A 25400-nucleotide genomic window follows, 5' to 3' on the forward strand; every position below is an offset into this window, starting at 1 on the left:
TCGCCCTACTCCTTGACCTGCATAAACTCGCGCGCCCAGACGATGTAGTCTTCGGGCTGAGTGTAGGTGTGGGTCAGTTCGGTGGCGCTAAGGTCGCGGGCATCGACGCCGCGCTGCTCGCGCAGGCAGTCGTAGGTGGCCTTGATCGCCGCGAAGTAGGCGGCGTGGCCGTTGACCACGATGCGCACGCCGAGGCTGGCCAGGCGCGCGTTGTCGCGCAGCTTGGGGTTGCCGTAGGTGACCAGCATCAGCGGAATACTCAGGGCGGCGGCAAGCTGTTCCAGGTGGGCAAAATCCTCGACACCGACCAGGCAGATGGCATCAGCACCGGCCGCCTGATAGGCCTGGGTCCGGCGAATCACCTCGCTGACCTCCAGCACCCCGGCGTGAGTACGGGCGATGATCGCCAGTTCCGAATCAACCCGCGCTTCCAGGGCCGCGCGGATCTTGCCAACACCTTCATCAATGCTAATCAGGTCGGTGGACTTACGGCCGAATTGCGCGGGCAACAGGGTGTCTTCGATGGTCAGCGCGGCAATCCCGGCGCGCTCCAGCTCGACCACTGTGCGCATCACATTGAGCGCATTGCCGTAGCCGTGGTCGGCATCGGCGATCACTGGCAGACGGCTGACCCGGCCAATGCGGGTGGCCTGCTCGACGAATTCGCTGAGGGTAATCAGGGCGAAATCAGGTGCGGCCAGAACTTGTAGTGAAGCTACAGAACCGCCCAGAATGCCGACTTCAAAGCCTAGATCAGCCGCAATCCGAGCGGCCATGGGATCGAATACAGAGGCCGTGTGATAACAGCGATTTGCGGCAAGAAGCGCGCGGAACTGCGCACGGAGGTCGTGATGCGAGGCTCTTTGCATAAAATGCACCATCGGTCAGGGTCGGTCAGGACAAGCAATTATGTAGTAAAACTACATTATCAACCAGCAACCTTGCGCTTGCCTTTCAGTAGCCGACAACAGCGTGCTACTGCAGTTCGACCGGCAGTCGCGGGCCAAAGCCGGCACCAGTAAGCAGCCCATAAGCCATCCACAGCATCACGCCGGCATACAGCAGACGCGGCAGCCAGCTAGCCAGCTGCTCGGTCAGGCTATCCAGCTTCTGGGTTTCCACCCCGGCGTAGTTGAGCAGACTCGCCGGCAGGGTACCGCTCGCCTCGCCGGTGCGGATCAGACCAAGGGCCAGCCCCTGCCCGGGAAAATCGACAGACGCCAATGCCTGAGCCAGTCCCTGACCACGCTGAATTGCTACCTTTACGCTGCTGAAGCGTCTGCGCAGCGGCGCATGGCTGATCACCGCGCAGGCCTTCGGCAAGGCTTCAAGCATGGGCATGCCAGCCTCCAGCATCAGTCCCAGGCTGTCGAAGAAATCCCGCAGATTACGCCGTAGCAGCGCGGGGCCGACGATCGGCAAGCTCGCCAGCAGACCATCGAGCGGCGAAGCAGCGCCAGCGGGCGCGTGCTCACGCCGCAGATAAAGCCCACGACCCAGACCATGCAAAGCCCCCAGCACCAGCAACGGCGCCAGTACGCCCCACAGATAACCGGCGATGCTTAGCTGACCGCCGACCAACGCCGGCAGCGGCTGGATAAACAGCGCCAGCACCAACACCGCCGCCGGCATCAGCAGGCGTGATTTTACGGCGGCGGCCTGCTGCGCCCGATGGTTGTAACGGTCGGCCAGACGCTGATAAACCGCCGCCAAGCAGCCACTGACCTGAGCGGCGTGTAGCAAGGTGCTGTCCAGCTGGGTGAACAAGCCGCTGCGCAGCCCGGCACTGGCCATATCGCCGCCGCCTGCGATCTGTGTTTGCAGGTTGGCTAGCGCCGCCCTGGCACGCGCCGGCACTTGTACACTGAGCAGCGCCCGCTCGACCGGCACACCGGCTTTCTCCATGGCCGCCAGATGGCCAAACAACTGCGCGCGCGCAGCAAGATCAAGCAGGGCAGGACGTGAGGTGGGCATAGGCAGGCTCAGCGAGGAGAGAACGACGCGAAAGACGCCAGACTAACAGGCCGCGTGGCACGCAGCAGCGGACTATTCGGTGGTCGTCGGTAACTCGGCATGGGGCAGCCAGCGACGGAATATCTGCGCGAAACTGCCGTCCTGGTGCATTTCATCGAGGGCGCGCCGCCAACGCTCAACCAGCGCCGCATCGGTCTGCAGGGAGAAGGCGATGTAATAGGCCGAACGCATAAAGGGCAGATGCGCCTGCACCTGCTCTGGGCGCAAACCTCCGGTAGCCAGTTCTTCCTTGAGGGTTAGGTCTTCTGTAGCGATCAATTGCACCCGCTCATGCTTGAGCATGGTCACCATATTCTTCGAGCTGGTGACCCCATAGATATTCTTGAAGCCACGCGCATTCAGGGTTTCAAAGGTGTACCACTGTTTCGGCACCGCCAGCGGGCCGCTTTCGGCAGCCTGCTGCAGGCTGTCAAAATGCAAGTTGCGCGATTTCAGCGAGTAGAAGCTTGTGGTGCCGATCAGCAGTGGGCCGACCCACTGAAATTTGGCCTCACGCTCCGGGGTGCGCACGGTGGAGAAGATCGCCGTATCAGGCTCGAGCTGAGCCAGGTGATAGGCGCGCGTCCAGGGCAGCAACTCAATCTCACCGGAGTCGCCGGTACGTTCGATCAACGCACGCACCACCTCTACGGCCAAACCGTGCAGCTCACCATCGCGGCTAAAGCTGGTCGGCGGTGCGTCCTCGGTGAGCAAATGCAAATCGGCAAGCGCAGGCCCGGCCAAACAGGCCAGCAGCAAAAGCAACAGCGCGCCGCGTGATTTCAGCAAAGTAGGTTCTCCCGGTACTGGCTTCAGACTAGCCTAGAGCCGGGCAAGTTCGCATTAATGCGCTAACGGCTCGCCAGGCGCAGGTATGGAGAAGGGCTGGGCAAACCAGCGCTGATGGATGCGCTCCAGGCTGCCGTCGCGCAGTAATTCATCAAGGGCCTGCTGCCATTGCCGAACCAGGGCTGGATCGGTGCTTTTGGAAAAGGCGATATAGGAATTGTTGTCCATCAGGGTGAACTGCCATTCGACTTCATCACGGCGCATGCCTTGCTGAGCAAGCATGTCATCCAGGGCCAGGTTGTTAGCCAGCAGCAACTCGATACGGCCGTGCTTGAACATCTTCATCATGTGCTGAGGCGTTGGCACGCCATAGAGGTTTTTCAGGCCTTGATCACTGAGGTATTCATAGGAGTACCACTGCTTGGGGACGGCGAGGGTGTTGAAGCGCTCAACATCTTGCAACGTGCGCACATTTAACCCGGCACCACGCCGCGCATAGAAGCTGGTGTGCCCGCGGGCAATGGGTCCAACCCACTGGAACAACGCCTCACGCCGGGCGGTACGCACCGTGGAAAACAAACCGCTGTTGGCCTCGTGTTGTACCTGGTGATAACCCCGAGTCCAGGGTACCAATTCAATGCGCGTTTCCTGCCCCGTACGCTGAATCAGCAGCTCGATCACTTCCACCGCCATGCCGGTCAGCTTGCCGTCCTTGATATAGCTCAGTGGCCGGTATTCCTCGGTATACAGACGCAACTCAGCTGCCAAAGCCGGGGTAACGCAACCAAGCAACAACACACCGAGCCAAAACTTCAACCGCATTGGGTAATACCTGAAAAACATAAGAATCATGGAGCAAGAGGCTGAATGATAAACAGCCATCAGCCCACCAACCAGCCCAGTTATGCGGTGCAGCGGGACGATGGCTAGGGGCTCGCGGACAGCTCTAATTTGAGCATCCGCTGCCATTGCGCAAGGTTATCGCGATTAACCCGCTTGGCCTGCAAGGCGACGCTTACTGGTTGCAACGGCAGCTCACCACGCAAACTTTTCGCCGCCAATTCGACGGCCTGGTAACCGATAGCATGGGCCTGCTGAACCATCAGGCTGTGAATCTCGCCTTTGCTCAACGCATCGATTAGCAGCGGATCAGCATCGAAGCCAACATGCAGCAAAGCCCCCGCTTTGCCGAGCCGACGCAACGCTGCAAGAGCTGCGCGCGAACTGGTGCTGTTAGGGGTAAATACGCCATCCAGCTGTGGCAGTTGCTCACGTAACGCCTCCACGGCAGCCTGGCTGTCGTCGCCGATATGGGCATCAACCAGAATATTCAAGCCGCCGGCTTCCGCTCCCTGGCGAAAGCCTCGCTCACGCTCGCTGGTTGACGGCACACCGGCTCGCAAACGCAGCAACGCCACCTGGCCTTGCCCACCCAGCGCCGCTGCCAAAGCCTGACCAGCCTGCTCGCCGGCGCGGAAGTTATCGGTGGCAACCACACCACGTACCTCACTGCCCGGCAGATTGCGATCAAAGTAAATGGTGTCGACTCCGCTGAGGGCCAACTGCCGCACTCGCGACGCAATCTCGGGGCCGCTCGGCGCGATAACCAATGCCTTGCAGCCATGTGCCAGCACCCAGTTGATCATTTGTAATTGCGTTTCCACCCGCCCCTCACGGTTTGGTCCACGGATATGCACATCCAGCTCAAGCGCCTGGCCCGCCTGCCGCGCGCCCGCCTCTACCTGCATCCAGAAGGGCGTGGCCCCCGCTGCCACCACACCGATACAGTCCTTTGCCATCGCTTGGGTGGACCAACTGCTTAGCAGAAGAAAGAGCAGTAAATAGTTCGATTGGCTTCGGCTGGACATCTGCATCACTCCTAGATCAAGCCACGCCATGGACGTTTAAAACAGGCGTAGGCGTTAACGTAGAATGCCTAATAGCACTTTAGCATCAGGCTATTAGCCGCGCTGTGCACAGGACTAGCGGTCATCTGCCAAAAAACCGTAAGTCAAAACAGTAGCAGCCAATCCGCCCAGCTTTTTATGACCAGCGGTTTTTTCTGGGCACCGCTGGGCGGTTGTTGCGCAACGCGAAAATGCGTGCCGGCAATTATTTTTCACACTCCAGGCGACGGCTGGGCTGGCAGCTGTCGCCCAAGCAGGCGATGATCGTGTTTCTTTCCTGCACCTTGAATGACATGACCGATACCACGCAAAGCACTCAGCCAACGCACAAGCCCCGTCCGCTGATCGATTTACTGGTCAGCATCCTGATTCCCTCACTGATTCTGATGAAGCTCAGCAGCGAGACCAAGCTCGGTGCCGATGGTGCGCTGATGCTGGCGCTGGCCTTCCCGCTGGCCTGGGGCAGTTTCGAGCTGCTCAAGTACCGCAAATTCAACTTTATCGCCCTGCTCGGCTTGGTCAGCGTGCTGCTTACCGGTGGCATTGGTCTACTCAAGCTGGACAACCAGTGGCTGGCGATCAAGGAAGCGGCAATCCCCGGCATTATTGGCATCGCGGTACTGATATCGACCCGCACCCGTTTCCCGCTGATTCGCACCATGCTGTTCAACAAGACCGTGCTCAACGTCGACAAGATTCATGAGCGTCTGGAACAAGCCGGCAATACCGAGCTGTTCGAAACGCGCCTGCTGCGCGCCACCTACTGGCTGAGCGGCACCTTCTTCTTTTCCTCGGCGATGAACTTCGTTCTGGCCAAGTGGATTGTCATCAGCCCCGCCGGCAGCGAGGCCTTCAATGCTGAACTCGGGCGGATGAATCTGCTCAGCTACCCGATGATCGCAATCCCCTCGATGATCATGCTGATGGCCATCTTTTATTACCTGTGGCGCACCATCCACGGCCTCACCGGCCTCAAGCTGGAAGACGTGATGGCCAATGCCGAGCAGGAAAAACAGCCCTAAGCCAACGGGCTCGAAGCACTCGGGATGCTGACGCTCTCTGCCTACCTAGGCCTGTTTATTTCAGCCCTGGGCGCCGCCACCTTGCTGCCGCTGCAATCGGAAAGCGTGTTGGTGGCACTGCTGCTTAGCGGCGCCTATTCGCCCTGGGCCCTAGTGGCCGTGGCCAGCGCCGGCAATATCCTTGGCGCTCTGCTCAACTGGCTGCTCGGCCGTTACCTCGAACACTTTCGCCACAAGCCATGGTTCCCGGTCAGCGATGCACGCCTGCAACAGGCGCAGCGCGGCTATGCGCGTTACGGCCGTTGGTCGCTGCTGCTGAGCTGGGTGCCGGTTATCGGCGACCCACTGACCCTTGTGGCTGGCGTAATGCGCGAACGCCTGTGGGTTTTCCTGCTGATCGTCAGCCTGGCAAAAACCGCCCGCTATTCGGTATTGGCAGCACTGACCCTGGGCTGGAGCTGAGTTAACCTAGGTGCGACATAGGCCGTAACCTCACTCCCACATGCGGTTGAGCATCGGCGAAACCTCCGCGATACTGCGCAGCCTTCACACCGGTCGTGTGCGAGGCACCACAGAGCGAAGGAGTGAACTCAGTGGAACTGCACCCGTGATGAAAAGGAGCGACCTGATCTGGACCCTGGTGGGCCTCGGAGCCGTGCTGCTGTCGTGCTACTTGCTCTATCACCAGGTACGCACAATCTCGCTGGATGAAATCGCCGACAGCCTGCGCGCCATTCCGCTCCTGGATTGGCTTCTGGCCGCAGGCGCTACCCTCGGGGCTTACTGCGCCCTGGCCTGGTACGACCGCATCGCCCTGGCTCATTTGGGCAAAAACATTCCCTGGCGCTTTATCAGCCTGTGCTCCTTCACCACCTATGCGCTGGCTCACAACATCGGCGCCTCGGTGTTCTCCGGCGCTCTGGTGCGCTATCGCGCTTACCGCAGCAAAGGTATGACACCTCAGGAAATCGGCCTCCTGATCGTCTTCTGCTCCTTCACCTTCGTCCTTGGTACCCTGCTGGCCAGCGGCTGCGTGCTGGTGCTGCAGCCAGACCTGATCCACCGCGTGGGCAAGGTCTCCCCGCTGGTCTCCGAAGTCATCGGCGTGTTTTTGCTGCTGCTGGTCGCCTTGTATGTACTCGGCTCCTGGCGGCGCTTCAAACCCTGGCACTGGCGCAAACTGCGTATCGAGTACCCGCGCCTGGGGATTGTCGCTCGCCAGTTATTGGCCGGCCCGCTGGAGCTGGCCTGCGCCGCAGCGATCATCTACTTCGCCCTACCAGCTGAGAACAACCCTGGCTATCTGGTGGTGTTCGGCGTGTTTCTCGCCTCATTCTCGCTGGCGCTGCTGTCTCATGCCCCAGGCGGTCTTGGCGTACTCGAAGTGACCTTCCTTGCAGCGATGCCCGAACTGCCGGCGGTAGATGTACTCGCCGCACTGATCGTGTTCCGCTGTTTTTACCTGCTGCTGCCGTTCGCCCTGTCGCTGCTGGTGGTGCTCGGCTTCGAGTGGACGCAGTGGCAAAGCCGGCGCACACCGCCGAATAATCCGCCCCTGCCCTAAACCGGACAAACAGCGGTTCGCCAGGGCAGCATTGCGCTGCGCACTCGCATAGAATGCGCGGCCGTTTTTGGGCTCATGCTCGCGATGACGAGCATTCTCAGGCCATCGCTGGACGATGCCTAAAAACCTCTTGGTAATTATTCAGGAACAGCGCGTCGCATGACCTTTTCTACGCCCGCCCGCGCCTGCGGCATCGACTTCGGCACCTCCAACTCCACCGTCGGCTGGCTGCGCCCCGGCGCCGAAACCCTGATCGAACTGGAAGACGGCAAGATCACCCTGCCCTCGGTGGTGTTCTTCAACCTCGAAGAACGCCGCCCGGTGTATGGCCGTCTGGCCCTGCAGGAATACCTGGAAGGTTATGAAGGGCGCCTGATGCGCTCGCTGAAAAGCCTACTGGGCAGCAAGCTGCTGAAAAGCGAGACCACGGTGCTGGGCAGCGCCCTGCCCTTCAAGGACTTGCTCGGTTTCTTTATCGGCGAGCTGAAGAACCGCGCCGAAGCTGTAGCTGGCCGAGCATTCGAGGAAGTGGTGTTAGGCCGCCCGGTGTTTTTCGTCGATGACGATCCGGTCGCCGATCTGGAGGCGCAAAACACCCTGGTGGCCGTGGCGCACAAGCTCGGTTTCAAGGATGTGTCGTTCCAGTACGAGCCGATTGCCGCGGCCTTCGACTATGAGTCGGGCATCAGCGGCGAAGAGCTGGTGCTGATCGTCGATATCGGCGGCGGTACGTCGGACTTCTCCCTGGTACGCCTAGCGCCCGAACGCCGCGCGGTGGCCGACCGGCATAACGATATCCTCGCCACCGGCGGCGTGCATATCGGCGGCACCGACTTCGATAAGCAGCTCTCCCTGGCCGGCGTGATGCCGCTTTTCGGTTACGGCAGCCGGATGAAAAGCGATGCGCCGATGCCTACCAGCACGCACCTCAATCTGGCCACCTGGCACACCATCAACGCGGTGTATTCGGCTCAATCGCAACGCCAGCTGCAGAGCATGCGCTACGACATCGTCGACCCGACTGGCATCGATCGCCTGTTCCAGCTTATAGAACGCCGCGACGGCCATTGGCTGGCCATGCAGGTAGAAGAAAGCAAGATCGCCCTGACCGAGCAGGACGCACGCCCGATCGACCTCAGCCGCCTGGAAGACGGCCTGGTCGCCGAGCTGAACCGTGAGCTGTTCGAAGGCGCCATTGAGCCACTGCTGGAGCGCGTGCGCGCCAGCGTCACGCAACTGCTCAGCGATGCCGGAGTCAGTGTGGCTCAGGTCGATACGGTGTTCTTTACAGGCGGCTCCAGCGGCATCCCAGCCTTGCGCCAGAGCGTTGCGGCGATGCTGCCCAACGCCCGCCATGTGGAAGGCAACACCTTCGGCAGCATTGGCAGCGGCCTGGCCATCGAAGCGCAGAAGCGTTACGGCTAAGGCCGTAGGGTGGATGGCGCGTTATCCATCCACTGCGAGCGGCGCTGTGGTGGATGAGAAAAGCGCCATCCACCCTACACAGCTGAACAGCGGCCCCTGCCTCCACCATAAAAAACGCCAGCACGAAGCTGGCGTTTTTTATTCCGGCAGAATCAGCGCGGCACGGCCGGTTTTTTCACCGGCTTCTTACCTTTGCCCTTGGCGGCGTCGGCGCGCTCCTTGGCCGCCTGCTGGTTACGCAGCTGCGCGGCCGCCTTGGCCTGCTCTCGCTTGTCCCAGGGGTTACCACCCGCAGAACCGGTGTCACGCGGCGGCAAGCCGGTGTGCTGAGTCAGCATCGGCTTGCTCTTGGTGGTGTCCTTGGCGACCTTATGACTGCCAGCCGGCGTCGAGTTCTTGCGGCGCGCGCTCTGGTAGCTGTCGGTGGCCGGCTGGTGCAGCGGGATCAACTGGTTCTTGCCCGGCCCGATCAGGTCGGCACGGCCCATACGCTCCAATGCCTCGCGCAGCATCGGCCAGCCTTTCGGGTCGTGATAACGCAGGAAGGCTTTGTGCAGGCGGCGCTGCGCCTCGCTCTTGACGATGGTCACGCCGTCGCTCTTGTAACTGACCTTGCGCAACGGATTCTTACCGGAGTGGTACATGGCGGTGGCGGTGGCCATTGGCGACGGGTAGAAGGCCTGCACCTGGTCGGCGCGGAAGCCATTGCCCTTGAGCCACAGGGCGAGGTTCATCATGTCCTCATCGGTGGTGCCTGGGTGCGCAGCGATAAAGTACGGGATCAGGTATTGCTCTTTGCCCGCCTCTTTCGAGTACTTCTCGAACATGCGCTTGAACTTGTCGTACGAGCCAATGCCCGGCTTCATCATCTGATTTAGCGGGCCTTCCTCGGTGTGCTCCGGGGCGATCTTCAGGTAGCCACCGACGTGGTGGGTCACCAGCTCTTTAACGTATTCCGGCGACTCGACCGCGAGGTCGTAGCGCAGACCGGACGCGATCAAAATCTTCTTCACACCCGGTAGGGCGCGAGCGCTGCGATACAGCTGAATCAACGACGAGTGATCGGTATTCAGGTTCGGGCAGATGCCGGGGAACACGCAGGACGGCTTGCGGCACGCGGATTCGATTTCCGGGCTCTTGCAGGCGATGCGGTACATATTCGCGGTCGGCCCGCCGAGGTCGGAAATCACCCCAGTAAAGCCTGGCACCTTGTCACGGATCTCTTCGATCTCGCGAATGATCGACTCTTCCGAGCGGTTCTGGATGATCCGCCCTTCGTGCTCAGTGATCGAACAGAAGGTACAGCCGCCGAAGCAGCCACGCATGATGTTCACCGAGAAACGAATCATGTCGTAGGCCGGAATCTTCTCCTTGCCGTACGCCGGGTGCGGGACGCGCGCATAGGGCATGCCGAACACGTAGTCCATCTCTTCGGTGGTCATGGGAATGGGGGGCGGGTTAAACCACACATCCACTTCGCCATGCTTCTGCACCAGCGCGCGGGCGTTGCCCGGGTTGGTTTCCAGGTGCAGCACGCGGTTGGCGTGGGCGTACAGCACCGGGTCGTTACGCACCTTTTCCATCGACGGCAGGCGAATCACCGTTTTGTCGCGGGTCATCCGTGGGCTGGCGAGAATCTGCACGACCTTCGGTTCGTTCGGATCCTCCTGCGGGCCTTTTTCCTGCTCGATGGCACAAGCCTGGGTGTCCTGGGTGTTCACGTACGGGTTGATGATCTTGTCGACCTTGCCCGGCCGGTCGATGCGGGTGGAGTCCACCTCGTACCAGCCCTGCGGCGTATCACGGCGGATAAACGCGGTGCCGCGCACGTCGGTGATGTCTTCGATCTTGTGGCCGTAGGAGAGGCGCTGGGCCACTTCAACGATGGCGCGCTCAGCGTTGCCGTACAACAGGATGTCGGCGCTGGCGTCGATCAGGATCGAGTTGCGCACGCGGTCCTGCCAGTAATCGTAGTGGGCGATACGGCGCAGCGAGGCTTCGATGCCGCCGAGCACGATCGGCACGTTTTTGTAGGCTTCTTTACAGCGCTGGCTGTACACCAGGCTGGCGCGGTCCGGACGCTTACCGGCCATGCCGCCGGGGGTATAGGCGTCGTCCGAGCGAATTTTCTTGTCGGCGGTGTAGCGATTGATCATCGAATCCATGTTGCCGGCCGCGACGCCGAAGAACAGGTTCGGCTCGCCGAGCTTCATAAAGTCGTCTTTCGACTGCCAGTTCGGCTGGGCAATGATGCCGACGCGAAAGCCTTGCGACTCCAGCAGCCGGCCAATAATCGCCATGCCGAAGGAGGGGTGATCCACATAAGCGTCACCGGTGACGATGATGATGTCGCAGCTGTCCCAGCCAAGCTGATCCATCTCTTCCCGGCTCATCGGCAGGAAAGGCGCCGGCCCGAAACACTCGGCCCAATACTTTGGATAATCGAATAACGGCTTGGCGGTTTGCATGGACATGGAAAGTAACCGGTGTAGGCGAACAGGGATGGAAAATCGCGGGCGCGGAATATAGCACAAATTTTAACCAAACCCGACTTAGACGCTAGGTTAAATGGCTGAAATAGCTACCACGCTGTAGCTGCAGCGTAGTGGCTTACGGCTATACTCGGGCGCATAACATCGGCGGCCAGCAGCCGGGACAAGGGGTGAACGTGGTGCAACGCTTAGCTTTTTCAATCCTAATAATGCTGAGCCTAGCCCTGCTGCCTGGCCTGGCGAGCGCAGCCATCACGCTAACGCCCGCCAGCAGTGGCACGTCCCTGAACACCGAAATCGAGCTGCTGGAAGACAGCAGCGCACAACTGACCATTGCCGACATGGCCGATCCGGCCATCCAGAGTCGCTTCAAGCCAGCCAATGGACGCGCCAGCGTAGGTCAGAGCCTTAACCCCTGGTGGATCAAGGTTACCCTGCAGCGCACCAGCGATGCCCCCAGCCAGTGGTGGTTGGAAGTCAGCTCGGTCACCCAGCTAGACCTGCGACTTTACTTGCCAGGGCAGAATGGCAATTGGCAGGAGCGCCAATCAGGTGAGCTGGTCAGCCACAAAGAAGGTCGCGATCATGAATTTCGCCACATGCTGTTCAAGCTGCCGGAGCTGAATCCACAACCCTTGACCTTCTATCTGCGCAGCTATGACCCGGCCGGCAACTCCTTCCCGATGCGCGCCTGGCAGTTAGATCATCTGACCCAGGCGGCCGCAGAAGAAAACCTCGCCCTCGGCGTGGTCTACGGCATCATCGCCGCCCTGCTGCTGTACAACCTGTTTATCTTTTTCAGCCTGCGCGACTCGGCCTACTTCTGGTACGTGCTGACCACCGCCGGCGCCCTGCTGATGATCCTCAGCATGAGCGGTCATGGCTTCCAGTACCTGTGGCCAAACAATCCCGTGCCCTTCTGGCTGGACCGCATCACCCTGCCGTCGTTGTGGGGCTTCTGCGCCTGCTGCTTCACCCAAGTGTTGCTGCAAACCCGCAGTCACGTGCGCTGGGCCCACCACCTGCTGAGCCTGGCCTGCGTCTGCTATGTACTGGCGGTCGCCCTGGACGGTCTGGGCCAGCGGCCTACCGCCGCCTGGATCATCGCCCTGCTGTCGCTGACCAGCATCCCGGCAGCGCTGGGCTCGGCCTTGATCCGCTGGCGCCAGGGTTACTTCCCCGCCCTGCTGTATCTCTGCGGCTATGGCCTGATTCTCGGCAGCATCAGCCTGGCACTGATGCGCGCCACCGGCCTGGTGCAACCAGCCACCTGGAATGCCTATGTGTTCCCACTCTCCGTGGCAGCCGAGTCAATTCTGTTCTCCTTCGCCTTGGCGTACCGCATCCAGACACTCAAACAGGAAAAAGCCCAAGCCCTGCAGCAAGCCGACCGTGAAAAAACCGCACGCCTGGCCCAGGCGCAAGCCAATGCGGCAGAACTCAAGCACTCGGTCGCACAACGCACAGCCGAGCTCGCAGCCACCAATGAACGGTTGCTGCAGCGCGAAGTCGAGCTACAGCACGCCGCTTTCCATGATCCACTGACCGAGCTGCCCAACCGTCGTTTTCTGGTCGAACGCTGCGAAGCGGCGCTGGCCAATGCTCGCCGGAACAGTGAAGCCACTGCCCTGTTGCTGATCGACCTCGACCACTTCAAACCGATCAACGACAAATACGGCCACGACGCTGGCGATCTGATGCTGCAAAGCATCGCCCAGCGCCTGCGCGAGCATGTGCGCTCGGGTGATGCAGTAGCGCGTCTGGGCGGCGATGAGTTTGCCGTGCTGATCTGCGGTGAAGATGCCGAGCAGCATGCCCGCGACATCGCTCGCCGCCTGCTGAACGAGCTGGCCAAGCCGGTAGCCTACGGCGCTGACCGCCTTACCGTAACCATCAGCATCGGCGTGGCGTTGTACCCGCGCCACGCCAGCAACTTCACCACGCTATACAAGGCTGCCGATGAAATGCTCTACAAGGTCAAGAGCCGAGGCCGCTCTGGTTCGGCCGTTTGCGGGGAAGACGGCGAGTTGAGCAGCAGCGCCCGCCTGCAACTGGATGTGCTGAATGTACCCAGTGGCCTGAGCTGATTACTTAAAGGTAGCGGTGGCCCGGTTATCGCCAAACTAATGCCTGGCAGGCCGTTGAAAAACGTAGGCGAGGCAGGCAAGACAAGGCGAAAAGGGCCGAGGAAGCGGAGTTTACGAGCTGTAAATGAGCATTCCGAGACCGTTTTTAACGCCGTATTGCCAACGCAGGTAGTTTTTCAATGACCTGCTGGCAGGCAACTTCTGTGAACGATCTTACAGCTGCGCCTATACTCGCGAAAAACGCCACTCGACATCAGGAAGTCCGCAGTGCAGCGCCTAACCTTAGCCACCCTCCTATTGCTGAGCCTGTTTAGCCGCCTAAGCGTTGCCAGCCCGGTACTGCTGAGCGCGCCAAGCAGCGGCAGCGTGCTCAATGGCCAGATCGAACTGCTGGAAGATGTCGGCGGCCAATTGAGCATTGCCGATATGGCCGATCCCGCCGTGCAAAGTCGCTTTCAACCAGCCGCCGGACGCACCAGCGTTGGCCAGAGCAGCAACCCCTGGTGGATCAAACTCAGCCTGCAACGCAGCAGTGATGCGCCTGCTCAGTGGTGGCTGGAAGTCGGCGCAGTAACTCTGCTCGACTTGCAAATCTTTCTACCCACCGCGACAGGTCAATGGCAGCTGCGCCAGGCCGGTGAGCGCGTCGGTTTTGCCGAAGGCCGCGACCACGATTACCGCCGCGCGGTATTCAGCCTGCCGCCGCTGGGCGAGCAGCCGCAAACCCTGTACCTGCGCACCTACGATCCGGCAGGAAACTCCTTCCCGCTGCGTATCTGGCAGCTGCACGACCTTGAGCAGTTGGCCAAGCGCGAGCATCTGGTGCTCGGCCTGATCTACGGGGTGATCCTCGCCCTGCTGCTGTACAACCTGTTTATCCTGCTAGCCCTGCGCGACCCGGCGTACCTCTGGTACGTACTGACCATGGCGGCCTCACTGGTGTTTATCGCCAGCATGAGTGGCCACGGCTTCCAGTACCTCTGGCCCGGCGGCCCGGTGCCCGCCTGGCTGGATCGCATCACCCTGCCCATTCTGGTCAGCCTGGGCATCCTGCGTTTTGCTCAGGAACTGCTATCCACCCGTACCACTCTGCGTATTGCCCACTACATCCTCAATGGCTGTATCGCGATTTACCTGCTGGCCCTGGCGGTTAATCTGGCTGGCTATCGCAGTGAAACGGGCCTGCTGATCGGGCTGATCCCGATTGTCACCGTGCCCACCTTACTGCTAAGCGCGGCCATCCGCTGGAAACAGGGCTTTACCCCAGCGTTGTTCTACCTGCTGGGCTACGGCAGTGTGCTGCTGAGCTTTGTAATTCTGGTGCTGCGCGCAGCCGGCGTGGTACAGCCGGGCGAGTCCACCGCCTACCTGTTCCCACTGGCCGTCGCGGCTGAAGCCATCCTGTTCTCCTTCGCCTTGGCCTATCGCATCCAGATTCTCAAGCAGGAAAAAGCCGACGCAATCCTCCAGGCCGACCGCGAAAAAACTGCACGACTGACCCAGGTCCAGGCCAATGCCGCCGAACTGCAGCGCTCGGTTGATTTGCGCACCGCTGAACTGGCCGCCACCAATGAGCGCCTGCGCCAACGTGAACAAGCTCTGCAACACGCGGCGTTTCACGACCCCCTGACCGAGTTGCCAAACCGCCGCTATCTGGTCGAGCGCTGCGAAACCGCACTAGCCAACGCCCGTCGGCACAGCGAAGCGATTGCCCTGCTGCTGATCGACCTTGACCACTTCAAGCCGATAAACGACAAACATGGCCACGATGCCGGTGACCTGATGCTGCAGCAGATAGCCCTGCGCCTGCGTGAACATGTGCGCGCAGGCGATGCCGTGGCGCGCCTCGGCGGCGATGAGTTTGCCGTACTGGTGTGCGGCGCCGATGCCGAAGAGCACGCCAGGGAAATCGCCAATCGCCTGCTCGCAGAGCTGGCCAAGCCGGTGATGTACGGCGCCGAGCGGCTGACCGTGACCATCAGTATCGGCGTCGCACTGTACCCGCAACACGCCGGCACTTTTACCGCGCTATACAAGGCCGCCGACGAGATGCTCTACCGGGTCAAAACCCGCGGCCGCTCAGGCGCGGCCGTATGCGGCGAGGACGGCGAGCTGAGCAGCAGCGCGCGCCTGCATCTGGATGTGCTCAGCGTGCCCAGCGGCCTGCTCTGACTCAGCTGTTGCAATAGCGCCGTGGCACCCGCGCGGTAACCTTGCTGAGCAGCTCGTAGCCAATGGTGCCGGCAGCATGCGCCACCTCATCCACCGGTAATTGCGCGCCCCACAGTTCGACCGCATCGCCCACAGCGCCAGCGGGCAGATCCGTCAGATCGATCGTCAGCATATCCATGGACACCCGCCCGACCAGCGCCACCCGCTGCCCCTGAATGACCACAGGAGTTCCGGCCGGCGCGTGACGCGGGTAGCCATCGGCATAACCACAACTCACCGTGCCGATACGCGACGGCCGCTCGGCGCGCCAGGTGCCGCCATAGCCAACCGCTTCACCCACTGCCACATCGCGGCAGGCAATCAGCTGCGCGGTCAGACTCATCGCCGGGCGCAGGCCCAGCTCAGCCACACCCAGGTCGGCAAAAGGCGTCGCGCCGTAGAGCATGATGCCCGGACGTAGCCAATCCATATGCGCAGCAGGGATGGTCAAAATCGCCGCCGAATTGGCCAGCGAGCGCTGGGCAAAATCCAGATCCAGCAAATCGAGAAACTGCTCAAGCTGCAGCTCGGTGGTTTCACTGCCGCGCTCATCGGCGCAGGCAAAGTGGCTAAGCAGATTCAGCTCGGCCACCTGCGCCGCGCCCCGTAAACGGCCGTGCCATTCACGCACGGCAGCGGCGCTGAAACCGAGGCGGTGCATACCGCTGTCCAGCTTCAGCCAGACATTCACCGGCCGCGCCAGACTGGCGGCGAGCAACTGCTGCGCCGGTTGCTCGCCGTGCAGCACCACATCCAGACCCAGTTGCGCGGCGAACTGGCACTCGTCCTCCTCGAAGCAGCCCTCGAGCAATAGAATCCGCGCCTCACCATGCAGCGCGCGCACCTCGGCGGCCTCCTCCAGGCTGGCCACGGCAAAGCCGTCGGCCATATCGTGCAGCGCCGTCACCACCTCACGCACGCCATGCCCATAGGCATTCGCCTTGACCACCGCAAACGCCTGCCGCCCAGGCGCACAGCGCTTGGCCACCGCATAGTTATGGGCAATGGCAGACAGATCGATGGTGGCAACAAGAGGGCGCATGACAGGGCTCCACGGCAGGCTAAAGCCGAGCATCTTAACCCTCAGCTCTTGGGCTGCAAGCTCCAGGTAGCCCAGCACAAGTCACATACCTACGATGCCGCAGCTAGCGACTGATATTTAATTGCTCCGAGGCAAAAGCTACTGACAATAAGCTGTCAGTAGCACTCCCCTAAAGTGGGCTCCACAGGCTAGAACGCGCCGTCAGATACTGCCGATGCCTGTCGCCCACAACCATCAAGGAGAGAAAAATGAACGCGATCAATTGGTTCGAACTATTTGTCAGCAACTTCGAGCGTGCCCGTGGCTTCTACGAACGCGCCCTGGCTACGCCCCTGGAAGTAATGGAAGGCATGGGCGGGCGCATGGCCCTGTTCCCTCACGCACAGGACAGCGGTGTCGGTGGCTGCCTGAGCGAGTCTGCAGAGCAACAGAGTGGTATTGGCGGCACCCGGGTCTACCTAAACGTCGAGGGCCAACTGGATGCCGTGGTAAACCGAGTGCCCTCGGCCGGAGGCGTGATTATCCATAGCAAGATGTCGATCGCGCCGCATGGCTTTATCGCTGTGATAAAAGACAGCGAAGGTAATGAGGTGGGCCTGCACAGCATGTCCTAAAACCGGCATTCCGGGCGTGCGTCAGCGCGCCCGGTAATCCAGAGCGAGAACAGCTGAGACAACATGAGACGCGCCGACCGTCTATTTCAAATCGTGCAGTTTCTGCGCAGCCGTCGCCTGACCACCGCCCAGTGGTTGGCAGAGCGCCTGCAGGTATCGGTGCGCACAATTTATCGCGACATACAGGACCTCTCGCTTTCCGGAGTTCCCCTGGAAGGTGAAGCCGGTGTCGGCTACGTGCTGCGTCAACCGATGGATTTGCCGCCCCTGATGTTCGAGCGCGAAGAAATAGAGGCATTGCTGGTGGGCGCGCGCATGGTCAAAGCCTGGGCGGATCCACAACTGCAAAGGGCCGCCGAATCGGCACTGGCCAAGATCCACAGCGTGTTGCCCAACGAGCTGCGTGCTGAGCTCAATCGCAACCAGCTGTTTGCCCCCGAAACCAATCCGTACCCTGTGCACTGGCTCGGTCGGCTGCGCCAGGCCATTCGCCAGCACCACAAACTGCTAATCAGTTACCGCGATGAACGCGGCGAAGCGAGCCAACGCTGCGTCTGGCCGCTAGGGCTGTTCTTCTGGGGGCAAACCTGGACCCTGTGCAGCTGGTGTGAGCTGCGCAACGACTTTCGCAACTTCCGCATCGACCGCGTAGAGCAGCTGCAGGACCTTGCGCAGACCTTTGAAGCGGTAGAGGGGCAACGCCTGGAGGACTACCTCAAACCCTACATAGGCGAGCACGCCACCGCCCCGCTGTACAACAGCTAAACGCCGCAGATCGCGGTAGAACAGGCCGTGTCACTCGTCGTCGAACTGATAACTACCTGGAGCGAGGTTCTCGAAACGCGAGAACTTGCCGAGAAACGCCAGCCGCGCCGTCCCCAGCGGACCATTACGCTGCTTGCCGATAATGATTTCGGCAACGCCCTTGTACTCGGTCTCGGGGTGATACACCTCGTCGCGGTAAACGAACATGATGATGTCGGCGTCCTGCTCGATCGCACCCGATTCACGCAAGTCGGAGTTGATCGGGCGTTTGTTCGGGCGCTGTTCGAGGCCGCGGTTAAGCTGCGACAGGGCGATAACCGGGCAGTTGAATTCCTTGGCCAGGGCCTTCAGCGAGCGGGAGATTTCGGAAATCTCGTTGACTCGGCTGTCACCGCTGGAGCCGGGAATCTGCATCAGCTGCAGGTAGTCGACCATGATCAGGCCGATCTCGCCGTGCTCGCGGGCCAGACGGCGGGTCCGCGCGCGCATCTCCGAGGGCGAGATACCGGCGGTATCGTCGATAAACAGCTTGCGGTCGTTAAGCAGGTTGACCGCCGAGGTCAGGCGCGGCCAATCGTCGTCATCCAGGCGACCGGCACGTACCTTGGTCTGATCGATGCGCCCCAGAGACGCCAGCATACGCATCACGATGGAGTCAGACGGCATCTCCAGCGAGTACACCATCACCACCTTGTCGCTGCGCATCAGCGCATTTTCCACCAGGTTCATGGCGAAGGTGGTCTTACCCATCGACGGTCGGCCGGCGACGATGATCAGGTCGGCCGGTTGCAGGCCGCTGGTCAGATCATCCAGGTCGGTAAAGCCGGTGGACAGGCCGGTGATGGCGTCGCCGGCATTAAACAGGGTGTCGATGCGGTCGATGGCCTTGACCAGGATATCGTTGATCCCCACCGGCCCGCCGGTCTTCGGCCGCGCCTCGGCAATCTGGAAGATCAGGCGTTCGGCCTCATCGAGAATCTCGGCGCCGGTACGGCCCTGCGGCATATAGGCGCTGTCGGCGATTTCACCACTGATACCGATCAACTGGCGCAGCGTGGCGCGCTCACGAATGATCTGCGCATAGGCCTTGATGTTGGCCACCGATGGCGTGTTCTTCGCCAGCTCGCCGAGGTAGGCCAGGCCGCCGACTTGCGACAACTGCCCTTCCTGATCGAGCTGCTCGGAGACAGTGACCACGTCGAAGGGGTGGTTACGCTCAGCCAGCTTGAAGATCGCGCGAAAGATCAGGCGGTGATCGTGTCGATAGAAGTCGCCATCGGACACCGCATCGAGCACCCGCTCCCAGGCATTGTTGTCGAGCATCAGGCCGCCAAGTACGGCTTGCTCCGCCTCGATCGAGTGCGGCGGCACCTTCAGGGCGGAGGTTTGCAGGTCGTACTGTTCGGGCAGGCTAATGTCGTTCATAAGGCTCTGGGCAAAATTCTGTGTTCACAAAACAAAAGGCACGACACCGCTTGCGCAATGTCGTGCCTGATTGTTAGCGGCCAGGCACCTGAGTGCAAGTCCACTTAGTCGCGAGCTTATTAGGCTGCTACTACGACAACCTTAACGGTTGCTTCAACGTCGCTGTGCAGGTGCACGGCTACGTCGTATTCGCCGAGTTGACGAATGGTGCCGTTCGGCAGACGCACTTCAGCTTTAGCCACTTCAACGCCAGAGGCGGTCAGGGCTTCAGCGATGTCGTGAGTACCGATGGAGCCGAACAGTTTGCCCTCATCGCCCGCAGTAGCGGTGATGGTGACTTCCAGTTCAGCCAGCTGAGCAGCACGGGATTCAGCGTAAGCTTTCTTCTCGGCAGCCAGTTTTTCCAGCTCGGCACGACGTGCTTCAAACGCAGCCACGTTGGCTGGGGTTGCAGCAGTTGCTTTGCCGAATGGCAGCAGGAAGTTACGACCGTAACCGGCCTTAACATTCACTTTATCGCCCAGGTTGCCCAGGTTGGCGACTTTTTCCAGCAGGATCAGTTCCATTTGGTAATAACCTCTTAACTTTTAACCTTCACCGTTCGCGGGGCCCGAGCCAACATCACTTTTGCGTGCAAGGCGACCGCGAAAATCAAACAGACCATCAACTACAGCCAAGAGACAGATCAGGTTCCCAAGCATAAACACTGCTACGTACATCCCTATCAGCCAAAAGCTGGAGAGACGCTTCATTTCAATGAGCCCATGACCTAAAGCGAGCCCAGCGAACAGCAGTGGAACGGTGCAGATAGGTGCAAATACGGCTGCTTGTACACCCAGCTTTGGCATTACCAAAAAACCGAGCAACAACGCCACCGCAACAGGCCACTTTAAACGCACCGCTCGAAACTCTCGGCCGAAGCCACCCTGGTTGTACAACACGCCCTGCCAGTATCGCGCTAGAACGAGACAGAGCAGACAAGCCACCTGCAGCGAGGAAGCCAAAAGCCCTGTAACGAGCGGGATCAGCGACTCATGCAAGTTTGCAAGCTGCTCGACCGACATTTGGCTTTCATCCGCAAACTGCTGCAGCATCTTGCGGATCGTGTCCGCCAATACTTCAATCAGCTCTGCGGATGTAGCAGCCAAAATCAGCGCAAACATCCCACCCAGCACAACACTGGCCAACAACGTATTGGCCCAAGACCCTGTCACACGCAGTACCTGCGCTAAAATCAAGGTCCCTAGCATGATTAGAAGGATGCTCGGATCACCGAGAAACCACCAAACAAGCGCAGGCAACAATGCCCAAACCAAGATACCGAAAGCATCACTCATACCGCGCCGGAGTAAAACAAGACTGCCCGACGCAGCACATAGCCAGAACAACAGCGGTAACACTGCAGAACCTACAACCACCAAAGTGGCTTGCATACGGCCGCGCATAATGAATTCAGCTAAAGCGCGCATGCGATCAATCCCCTACCTAAGTCGACGACCCGGTCTCAGCGGCCGTGGCTGTCGGTGTAAGGCAGCAGGGCCAGGAAGCGGGCGCGCTTGATAGCGGTAGCCAGCTGACGCTGATAACGGGCCTTAGTACCGGTGATACGGCTAGGAACGATCTTGCCGGTTTCCGAGATGTAAGCTTTCAGCGTGTTGAGATCTTTGAAATCGATCTCTTTCACTTCTTCTGCAGTAAAACGGCAGAATTTACGACGACGGAAGAAACGTGCCATGAGAGTGGCTCCTCAATAGATCCGTGGATTACTCGTCAGCGTTGTCGCTGTCGTTGTTGTCGCTGTCATCGCCATCATTGGAATCGGCGTTGTCAGGACGGTCACGACGCTCACGGCGCTCACTGCGGTTTTCTTCGGCCTTGAGCATCTCGGACTGGTCAGTAACGGCCTCGTCGCGACGGATGACCAGGTTACGGATCACGGCATCGTTGTAGCGGAAGTTGTCTTCCAGCTCAGCCAGGGCCTTACCGGTGCACTCAACGTTAAGCATCACGTAGTGAGCTTTGTGGACGTTGTTGATGGCGTAAGCCAGCTGACGACGGCCCCAGTCTTCCAGGCGGTGAATCTTGCCGCCGTCTTCTTCGATCAGCTTGGTGTAACGCTCAACCATGCCGCCGACTTGCTCGCTCTGGTCCGGGTGAACCAGAAAGATGATTTCGTAATGACGCATAAATGCTCCTTACGGGTTGTAGCCTGCCGCTAAATACGGTCAGGCAAGGAGTGAAGTTCACTTGTTTGTCTTGCTGAAACAGAAAGGCGCAAAAGCACCTGCCGTCGCGGCAAGGGGCGACATTCTAGTGAAGCCCCCTGCGGCACGCAAGGTGAACTGGTGATTATTTGAACAACTCAGTGTGAATGCTTGAGCAGAAAAGATGCGATTACAGCTCAACCGTAGCGAGCGCCTTGTGGGCGCCCGCACCGGGTTACTTCTTGCCGCCAGCCTTGCGCTGACGCAATGCCTCGAACAGGCACACACCGGTTGCTACTGACACATTGAGGCTGCTGACGCTGCCTGCCATCGGCAGCTTGACCAAGTAATCACAGTGCTCACGGGTCAGCCGGCGCATGCCTTTGCCTTCAGCCCCCATGATCAGCACGGTCGGTCCGGTCAGATCATGCTCGTACAACTCCATCTCTGCCTCGCCGGCAGTGCCGACCACCCACAGCCCGCGCTGCTGGAGCTTCTCCAGGCTGCGCGCCAGGTTAGTCACGGCCACCAGTGGAATCACTTCAGCCGCACCGCAGGCGACTTTACGCACGGTAGCGTTGAGCGTGGCGGATTTGTCCTTCGGCACGATTACGGCCAGCGCACCGGCCGCATCGGCGGTACGCAAACAGGCACCGAGGTTGTGCGGATCGGTCACGCCATCAAGCACCAGCAACAAGGGCGCACCCTCGGTACGGTCAAGCAGCTCATCAAGCATCGCCTCACCCCAGACCTGACTGGGGCTGACATCGGCGACTACGCCCTGATGCACACCACCCTCGACCCAGGCATCCATCTCGCGGCGCTCGCACTGGCCGACCGCAACTCGCGCATCTGCCGCCAGCGCCAACAACACCTGAACCCGTGGATCATTACGCCCTTCGGCCAGCCAGATCTGCTTGACCCGCTTCGGGTGATGACGCAGCAAGGCCTCTACGGCATGCACGCCATAGATCTTTTCCAGCTGACTCATGACTTCGCCTTACGCTTGCGTGCACCACCAGAAGCAGGCGCACCACCTGCAGGCGCCCCCTTGCGATGCGCGCCCGGCTTGCCAGCTTTGCTGGCCGGTTTGGCCGACTCACCCTTGGCCGCACCTTTGCTGGTTTTGCCCTTCGAATCACTGAGCAGCGACTTCTTCAGTGCACGGCTCTTCTCTACATCGGTATTACCCGGAGCAGCACGCTCGCCACGACGACCGGTTTTACCCGCTGCCGATTCAAAACCACCACGGCGCTGACCGGCAGGCACTGCCGTTTTGCCTTCAGCCAGCTCGAAGTCAATCTTGCGCTCGTCCAGATCAACGCGCATGACCTTGACCTCGACGCTATCGCCAAGACGGAAACTACGACCACTGCGCTCGCCCGCCAGGCGGTGATGCACGGGGTCGAAGTGGTAGTAATCACCCGGCAAGGCGGTGACGTGCACCAGGCCTTCGACGTAGATGTCCTTCAGCTCGACGAACAGACCGAAACCAGTCACCGCCGTGATCACACCTGGGAAGGTTTCGCCAACACGATCCTTCATAAACTCGCACTTGAGCCAGTTCACTACATCGCGGGTCGCCTCATCGGCGCGGCGCTCGGACATCGAACACTGCTCGCCGAGCTGCTCGAGAATCGCATCGTCGTACGGGTAGATCCGCGCACGCGGCATGATCGTCGCACCGGCACGCTTGACGTGCGGGGTGTCGAGCTTGGAACGGACCACGCTGCGAATCGCCCGATGGATCAGCAGATCCGGATAGCGGCGAATTGGCGAAGTGAAGTGCGCATACGCCTCATAATTCAGACCGAAGTGGCCCTGATTGTCGGCGCTGTAAACCGCCTGGCTGAGCGAGCGCAGCATCACGGTCTGGATCAAATGGTAATCCGGACGCTCGCGGATGCTTTCCAGCAGCAGTTGGTAATCCTTGGGCGACGGACCGTCCTTGGATTTGCCACGGTGCAGTGACAGCCCCAGCTCGGTGAGGAATGCTTTGAGCTTCTCCACACGCTCCGGCGGCGGGCAGTCGTGCACGCGATACAACGCTGGGATTTCATGCTTTTGCATAAAGGCGGCAGTGGCCACGTTGGCGGCCAACATGCATTCTTCAATCAACTTGTGCGCATCGTTGCGCTGAGTTGGGCGAATCTCGGCGATCTTGCGACCGGCGCCGAAGATGATCCGAGTTTCCTGGGTTTCAAAATCGATGGCGCCGCGCTCATGGCGTGCAGCCAACAGCACCTGATACAGCGAATACAGCTGCTTGAGGTGCGGCAGCACTTCTTTGTACTCGCCACGCAACGCCTTGCCTTCGCTACCCTTGGGCTGCTCAAGCATGGCGCTGACCTTGTTGTAGGTCAGGCGCGCGTGGGAGTGGATCACCGCTTCGTAAAACTGGTAATCGGTCATCTTGCCGGTTTTCGAGATACTGATCTCGCACACCATGGCCAGACGATCGACATGCGGGTTCAGCGAGCACAGGCCGTTGGACAGCTCTTCCGGCAGCATCGGGATAACCCGCTCTGGGAAGTACACCGAGTTGCCACGTACCTGGGCTTCAGCGTCTAGCGCCGAATCGATCTTCACATAATGGGAAACGTCGGCGATGGCGACATAGAGCTTCCAGCCACCGGAAAACAGCCGCCAGTTGCTGCCGTTTTTCTCGCAATACACGGCGTCATCGAAGTCGCGCGCGTCTTCACCGTCGATGGTGACGAACGGCAGATGGCGCAGATCGATGCGCTTCTCCTTGTCCTTCTCCTCAACTTCCGGCTTGAGCTTGCGCGCCTCTTTGACTACGGCCTCGGGCCAGACATGGGGAATATCGTAGCTGCGCAGAGCAACGTCGATCTCCATACCCGGCGCCATATAGTTGCCAACTACTTCAACCACATCGCCCTGGGGCTGGAAGCGCGTGGTCGGCCAGTGGGTGATTTTCACCTCAACGAACTGGCCCTGCTTGGCACCGGCATTACGCCCTGGCGTGACCAGCACCTCCTGCTGAATCTTCGGGTTATCTGCGACGACAAAACCGACGCCGCTTTCTTCGTAATAACGACCGACGATGCTTTCGTGAGCGCGGGAGATCACTTCAACCACGGCGCCTTCACGACGGCCACGACGGTCGAGCCCGGAAACCCTCGCCAGCGCACGGTCGCCATCGAACACAAGACGCATTTGCGCTGGGCTCAGGAATAGGTCATCGCTGCCGTCATCCGGCACCAGAAAGCCGAAGCCATCGCGGTGCCCGCTGACGCGACCGAGAATCAGGTCAAGCTTGTCGACCGGAGCATAGGTGCCGCGACGGGTATAGATCAGTTGGCCATCGCGCTCCATGGCGCGTAGACGGCGACGCAGCGCTTCGAGCTGCTCTTCAGTAGCCATACCAAATTCATCGGCCAGCTCTTCGCGAGCTGCTGGAGAGCCTCGCTCATCCAAGTGCTTCAGAATCAGCTCGCGACTTGGAATGGGGTTTTCGTATTTTTCCGCTTCACGAGCGGCCTCGGGATCGAGGGATTGCCAATCGGCCATTAGAGGTAATTCACCTTATCTACACAAATTCGGTTTGCCATGTGCCTATTGAAGCGCGAAACCACTGTCCAGGTCAGCCCGGCACACAGAATAAAATTTTTTAACAACAGGGGTTTACAAGTAAAAACACGGTCCGTATTATGCGCGCCACAACGACGGGAAACGAAGTTAACCGAGTTGTAGTTGATAGCAAATAAGCAAGTTTTGCAATCAATGCCCAGGTGGTGAAATTGGTAGACACGCCAGCTTCAGGTGCTGGTGACCTTACGGTCGTGGAAGTTCGAGTCTTCTCCTGGGCACCAATTC

The 25400-nt window shown here is 60.2% G+C and carries 22 protein-coding genes and 1 tRNA gene; 9 read left to right on the forward strand and 14 right to left on the reverse strand.

Annotation, left to right across the window (positions count from 1 at the left end):
- Positions 1-5: 5 nt before the first annotated feature.
- The 5 genes from AACY25_RS06325 to AACY25_RS06345 all read right to left on the reverse strand — a co-directional run bounded on the left by AACY25_RS06325 (position 6) and on the right by AACY25_RS06345 (position 4670).
- Complete coding sequence (locus AACY25_RS06325; protein ID WP_339523196.1) at positions 6-869, reverse strand: isocitrate lyase/PEP mutase family protein; 864 nt, start codon at positions 867-869, stop codon at positions 6-8.
- A gap of 106 nt (positions 870-975) precedes the next feature.
- On the reverse strand, positions 976-1974 hold the full coding sequence (locus AACY25_RS06330) for a type II secretion system F family protein (protein ID WP_339523197.1): 999 nt from the start codon (positions 1972-1974) through the stop codon (positions 976-978).
- 72 nt (positions 1975-2046) lie between these two features.
- Complete coding sequence (locus AACY25_RS06335) at positions 2047-2802, reverse strand: substrate-binding periplasmic protein (protein ID WP_339523198.1); 756 nt, start codon at positions 2800-2802, stop codon at positions 2047-2049.
- Positions 2803-2856: 54 nt separating this feature from the next.
- Positions 2857-3624: a substrate-binding periplasmic protein gene (locus AACY25_RS06340; protein ID WP_339523200.1), complete on the reverse strand. Its 768-nt coding sequence runs from the start codon at positions 3622-3624 to the stop codon at positions 2857-2859.
- Between the two features lie 104 nt (positions 3625-3728).
- Positions 3729-4670, reverse strand: a complete 942-nt coding sequence (locus AACY25_RS06345) for a substrate-binding domain-containing protein (protein ID WP_339523201.1) — start codon at positions 4668-4670, stop codon at positions 3729-3731.
- Positions 4671-5002: 332 nt separating this feature from the next.
- On the opposite strand from AACY25_RS06345, the gene AACY25_RS06350 reads away from it, so the two are divergent.
- The 4 genes from AACY25_RS06350 to AACY25_RS06365 all read left to right on the forward strand — a co-directional run bounded on the left by AACY25_RS06350 (position 5003) and on the right by AACY25_RS06365 (position 8720).
- Positions 5003-5731, forward strand: coding sequence for a VC0807 family protein (locus AACY25_RS06350; protein WP_339523853.1), 729 nt, complete (start codon positions 5003-5005; stop codon positions 5729-5731).
- Positions 5732-5755: 24 nt separating this feature from the next.
- Positions 5756-6193, forward strand: coding sequence for a YqaA family protein (locus tag AACY25_RS06355; RefSeq protein WP_339523203.1), 438 nt, complete (start codon positions 5756-5758; stop codon positions 6191-6193).
- A 145-nt stretch (positions 6194-6338) separates the two neighbouring features.
- Positions 6339-7295, forward strand: a complete 957-nt coding sequence (locus AACY25_RS06360; protein ID WP_339523204.1) for a lysylphosphatidylglycerol synthase transmembrane domain-containing protein — start codon at positions 6339-6341, stop codon at positions 7293-7295.
- 159 nt (positions 7296-7454) lie between these two features.
- A complete protein-coding gene (locus AACY25_RS06365) occupies positions 7455-8720 on the forward strand; it encodes an Hsp70 family protein (protein ID WP_339523205.1) in 1266 nt (421 codons plus the stop codon).
- A gap of 152 nt (positions 8721-8872) precedes the next feature.
- Here AACY25_RS06365 and AACY25_RS06370 read toward each other — a convergent pair whose 3' ends face one another.
- The gene (locus AACY25_RS06370) at positions 8873-11188 is read right to left on the reverse strand and encodes a YgiQ family radical SAM protein (protein ID WP_339523855.1); all 2316 of its coding nucleotides are present in this window, start codon (positions 11186-11188) and stop codon (positions 8873-8875) included.
- 233 nt (positions 11189-11421) lie between these two features.
- On the opposite strand from AACY25_RS06370, the gene AACY25_RS06375 reads away from it, so the two are divergent.
- Positions 11422-13299 (forward strand): diguanylate cyclase, encoded by a 1878-nt coding sequence (locus AACY25_RS06375; protein ID WP_339523206.1) that lies wholly within the window; start codon positions 11422-11424, stop codon positions 13297-13299.
- A 267-nt stretch (positions 13300-13566) separates the two neighbouring features.
- Complete coding sequence (locus tag AACY25_RS06380; RefSeq protein WP_445262118.1) at positions 13567-15471, forward strand: diguanylate cyclase; 1905 nt, start codon at positions 13567-13569, stop codon at positions 15469-15471.
- Position 15472: 1 nt separating this feature from the next.
- Here the strand turns inward: AACY25_RS06380 and alr are convergent, their stop codons facing one another.
- Positions 15473-16552 carry an alanine racemase gene (gene alr, locus AACY25_RS06385; RefSeq protein WP_339523208.1) on the reverse strand — a complete coding sequence of 360 codons (1080 nt, stop codon included), beginning with the start codon at positions 16550-16552 and terminating at the stop codon, positions 15473-15475.
- Between the two features lie 248 nt (positions 16553-16800).
- Here alr and AACY25_RS06390 point away from each other — a divergent pair, with 248 nt between their 5' ends.
- Both AACY25_RS06390 and AACY25_RS06395 read left to right on the forward strand, forming a co-directional pair.
- Positions 16801-17166 (forward strand): VOC family protein, encoded by a 366-nt coding sequence (locus AACY25_RS06390; protein ID WP_339523210.1) that lies wholly within the window; start codon positions 16801-16803, stop codon positions 17164-17166.
- 63 nt (positions 17167-17229) lie between these two features.
- Complete coding sequence (locus AACY25_RS06395; protein ID WP_339523212.1) at positions 17230-17931, forward strand: helix-turn-helix transcriptional regulator; 702 nt, start codon at positions 17230-17232, stop codon at positions 17929-17931.
- A gap of 30 nt (positions 17932-17961) precedes the next feature.
- Here AACY25_RS06395 and dnaB read toward each other — a convergent pair whose 3' ends face one another.
- The 7 genes from dnaB to rnr form a co-directional block, all read right to left on the reverse strand.
- Positions 17962-19356 carry a replicative DNA helicase gene (gene dnaB, locus AACY25_RS06400; RefSeq protein ID WP_304869401.1) on the reverse strand — a complete coding sequence of 465 codons (1395 nt, stop codon included), beginning with the start codon at positions 19354-19356 and terminating at the stop codon, positions 17962-17964.
- Positions 19357-19475: 119 nt separating this feature from the next.
- A complete protein-coding gene (gene rplI / locus AACY25_RS06405) occupies positions 19476-19922 on the reverse strand; it encodes a 50S ribosomal protein L9 (protein ID WP_298186889.1) in 447 nt (148 codons plus the stop codon).
- Positions 19923-19943: 21 nt separating this feature from the next.
- Positions 19944-20825, reverse strand: coding sequence for a hypothetical protein (locus AACY25_RS06410; protein ID WP_339523213.1), 882 nt, complete (start codon positions 20823-20825; stop codon positions 19944-19946).
- Between the two features lie 35 nt (positions 20826-20860).
- The gene (rpsR, locus tag AACY25_RS06415; RefSeq protein ID WP_069519637.1) at positions 20861-21091 is read right to left on the reverse strand and encodes a 30S ribosomal protein S18; all 231 of its coding nucleotides are present in this window, start codon (positions 21089-21091) and stop codon (positions 20861-20863) included.
- 28 nt (positions 21092-21119) lie between these two features.
- Positions 21120-21542 carry a 30S ribosomal protein S6 gene (rpsF, locus tag AACY25_RS06420; protein WP_339413376.1) on the reverse strand — a complete coding sequence of 141 codons (423 nt, stop codon included), beginning with the start codon at positions 21540-21542 and terminating at the stop codon, positions 21120-21122.
- A 253-nt stretch (positions 21543-21795) separates the two neighbouring features.
- The gene (rlmB, locus tag AACY25_RS06425) at positions 21796-22551 is read right to left on the reverse strand and encodes a 23S rRNA (guanosine(2251)-2'-O)-methyltransferase RlmB (protein ID WP_339523214.1); all 756 of its coding nucleotides are present in this window, start codon (positions 22549-22551) and stop codon (positions 21796-21798) included.
- Entirely contained in the window at positions 22548-25094 is a 2547-nt protein-coding gene (rnr, locus tag AACY25_RS06430; protein ID WP_339523215.1) for a ribonuclease R, read from the reverse strand. Before rnr ends, rlmB begins: the two co-directional genes overlap by 4 nt.
- Before the next feature lie 215 nt (positions 25095-25309).
- Here rnr and AACY25_RS06435 point away from each other — a divergent pair.
- Positions 25310-25396, forward strand: a tRNA-Leu gene (locus tag AACY25_RS06435).
- The last annotated feature ends 4 nt before the right edge of the window (positions 25397-25400 follow it).

Source organism: Pseudomonas sp. EA_35y_Pfl2_R111, assembly GCF_963970955.1.
Lineage (GTDB): Bacteria > Pseudomonadota > Gammaproteobacteria > Pseudomonadales > Pseudomonadaceae > Aquipseudomonas.

What these genes read in the sequence shown, in the direction of transcription:
- AACY25_RS06340 (WP_339523200.1), bottom strand. Translation starts at nt 3,624, where the DNA reads ATGCGGTTGAAGTTTTGGCTCGGTGTGTTGTTGCTTGGTTGCGTTACC.
- rpsF (WP_339413376.1), bottom strand. Translation starts at nt 21,542, where the DNA reads ATGCGTCATTACGAAATCATCTTTCTGGTTCACCCGGACCAGAGCGAG.
- AACY25_RS06325 (WP_339523196.1), bottom strand. Translation starts at nt 869, where the DNA reads ATGCAAAGAGCCTCGCATCACGACCTCCGTGCGCAGTTCCGCGCGCTT.
- dnaB (WP_304869401.1), bottom strand. Translation starts at nt 19,356, where the DNA reads ATGAACGACATTAGCCTGCCCGAACAGTACGACCTGCAAACCTCCGCC.
- AACY25_RS06345 (WP_339523201.1), bottom strand. Translation starts at nt 4,670, where the DNA reads ATGTCCAGCCGAAGCCAATCGAACTATTTACTGCTCTTTCTTCTGCTA.
- AACY25_RS06365 (WP_339523205.1), top strand. Translation starts at nt 7,455, where the DNA reads ATGACCTTTTCTACGCCCGCCCGCGCCTGCGGCATCGACTTCGGCACC.
- AACY25_RS06395 (WP_339523212.1), top strand. Translation starts at nt 17,230, where the DNA reads ATGAGACGCGCCGACCGTCTATTTCAAATCGTGCAGTTTCTGCGCAGC.
- alr (WP_339523208.1), bottom strand. Translation starts at nt 16,552, where the DNA reads ATGCGCCCTCTTGTTGCCACCATCGATCTGTCTGCCATTGCCCATAAC.
- AACY25_RS06390 (WP_339523210.1), top strand. Translation starts at nt 16,801, where the DNA reads ATGAACGCGATCAATTGGTTCGAACTATTTGTCAGCAACTTCGAGCGT.
- rpsR (WP_069519637.1), bottom strand. Translation starts at nt 21,091, where the DNA reads ATGGCACGTTTCTTCCGTCGTCGTAAATTCTGCCGTTTTACTGCAGAA.
- AACY25_RS06370 (WP_339523855.1), bottom strand. Translation starts at nt 11,188, where the DNA reads ATGCAAACCGCCAAGCCGTTATTCGATTATCCAAAGTATTGGGCCGAG.
- rlmB (WP_339523214.1), bottom strand. Translation starts at nt 22,551, where the DNA reads ATGAGTCAGCTGGAAAAGATCTATGGCGTGCATGCCGTAGAGGCCTTG.
- AACY25_RS06355 (WP_339523203.1), top strand. Translation starts at nt 5,756, where the DNA reads ATGCTGACGCTCTCTGCCTACCTAGGCCTGTTTATTTCAGCCCTGGGC.
- AACY25_RS06330 (WP_339523197.1), bottom strand. Translation starts at nt 1,974, where the DNA reads ATGCCCACCTCACGTCCTGCCCTGCTTGATCTTGCTGCGCGCGCGCAG.
- rnr (WP_339523215.1), bottom strand. Translation starts at nt 25,094, where the DNA reads ATGGCCGATTGGCAATCCCTCGATCCCGAGGCCGCTCGTGAAGCGGAA.
- AACY25_RS06375 (WP_339523206.1), top strand. Translation starts at nt 11,422, where the DNA reads ATGCTGAGCCTAGCCCTGCTGCCTGGCCTGGCGAGCGCAGCCATCACG.
- rplI (WP_298186889.1), bottom strand. Translation starts at nt 19,922, where the DNA reads ATGGAACTGATCCTGCTGGAAAAAGTCGCCAACCTGGGCAACCTGGGC.
- AACY25_RS06410 (WP_339523213.1), bottom strand. Translation starts at nt 20,825, where the DNA reads ATGCGCGCTTTAGCTGAATTCATTATGCGCGGCCGTATGCAAGCCACT.
- AACY25_RS06350 (WP_339523853.1), top strand. Translation starts at nt 5,003, where the DNA reads ATGACCGATACCACGCAAAGCACTCAGCCAACGCACAAGCCCCGTCCG.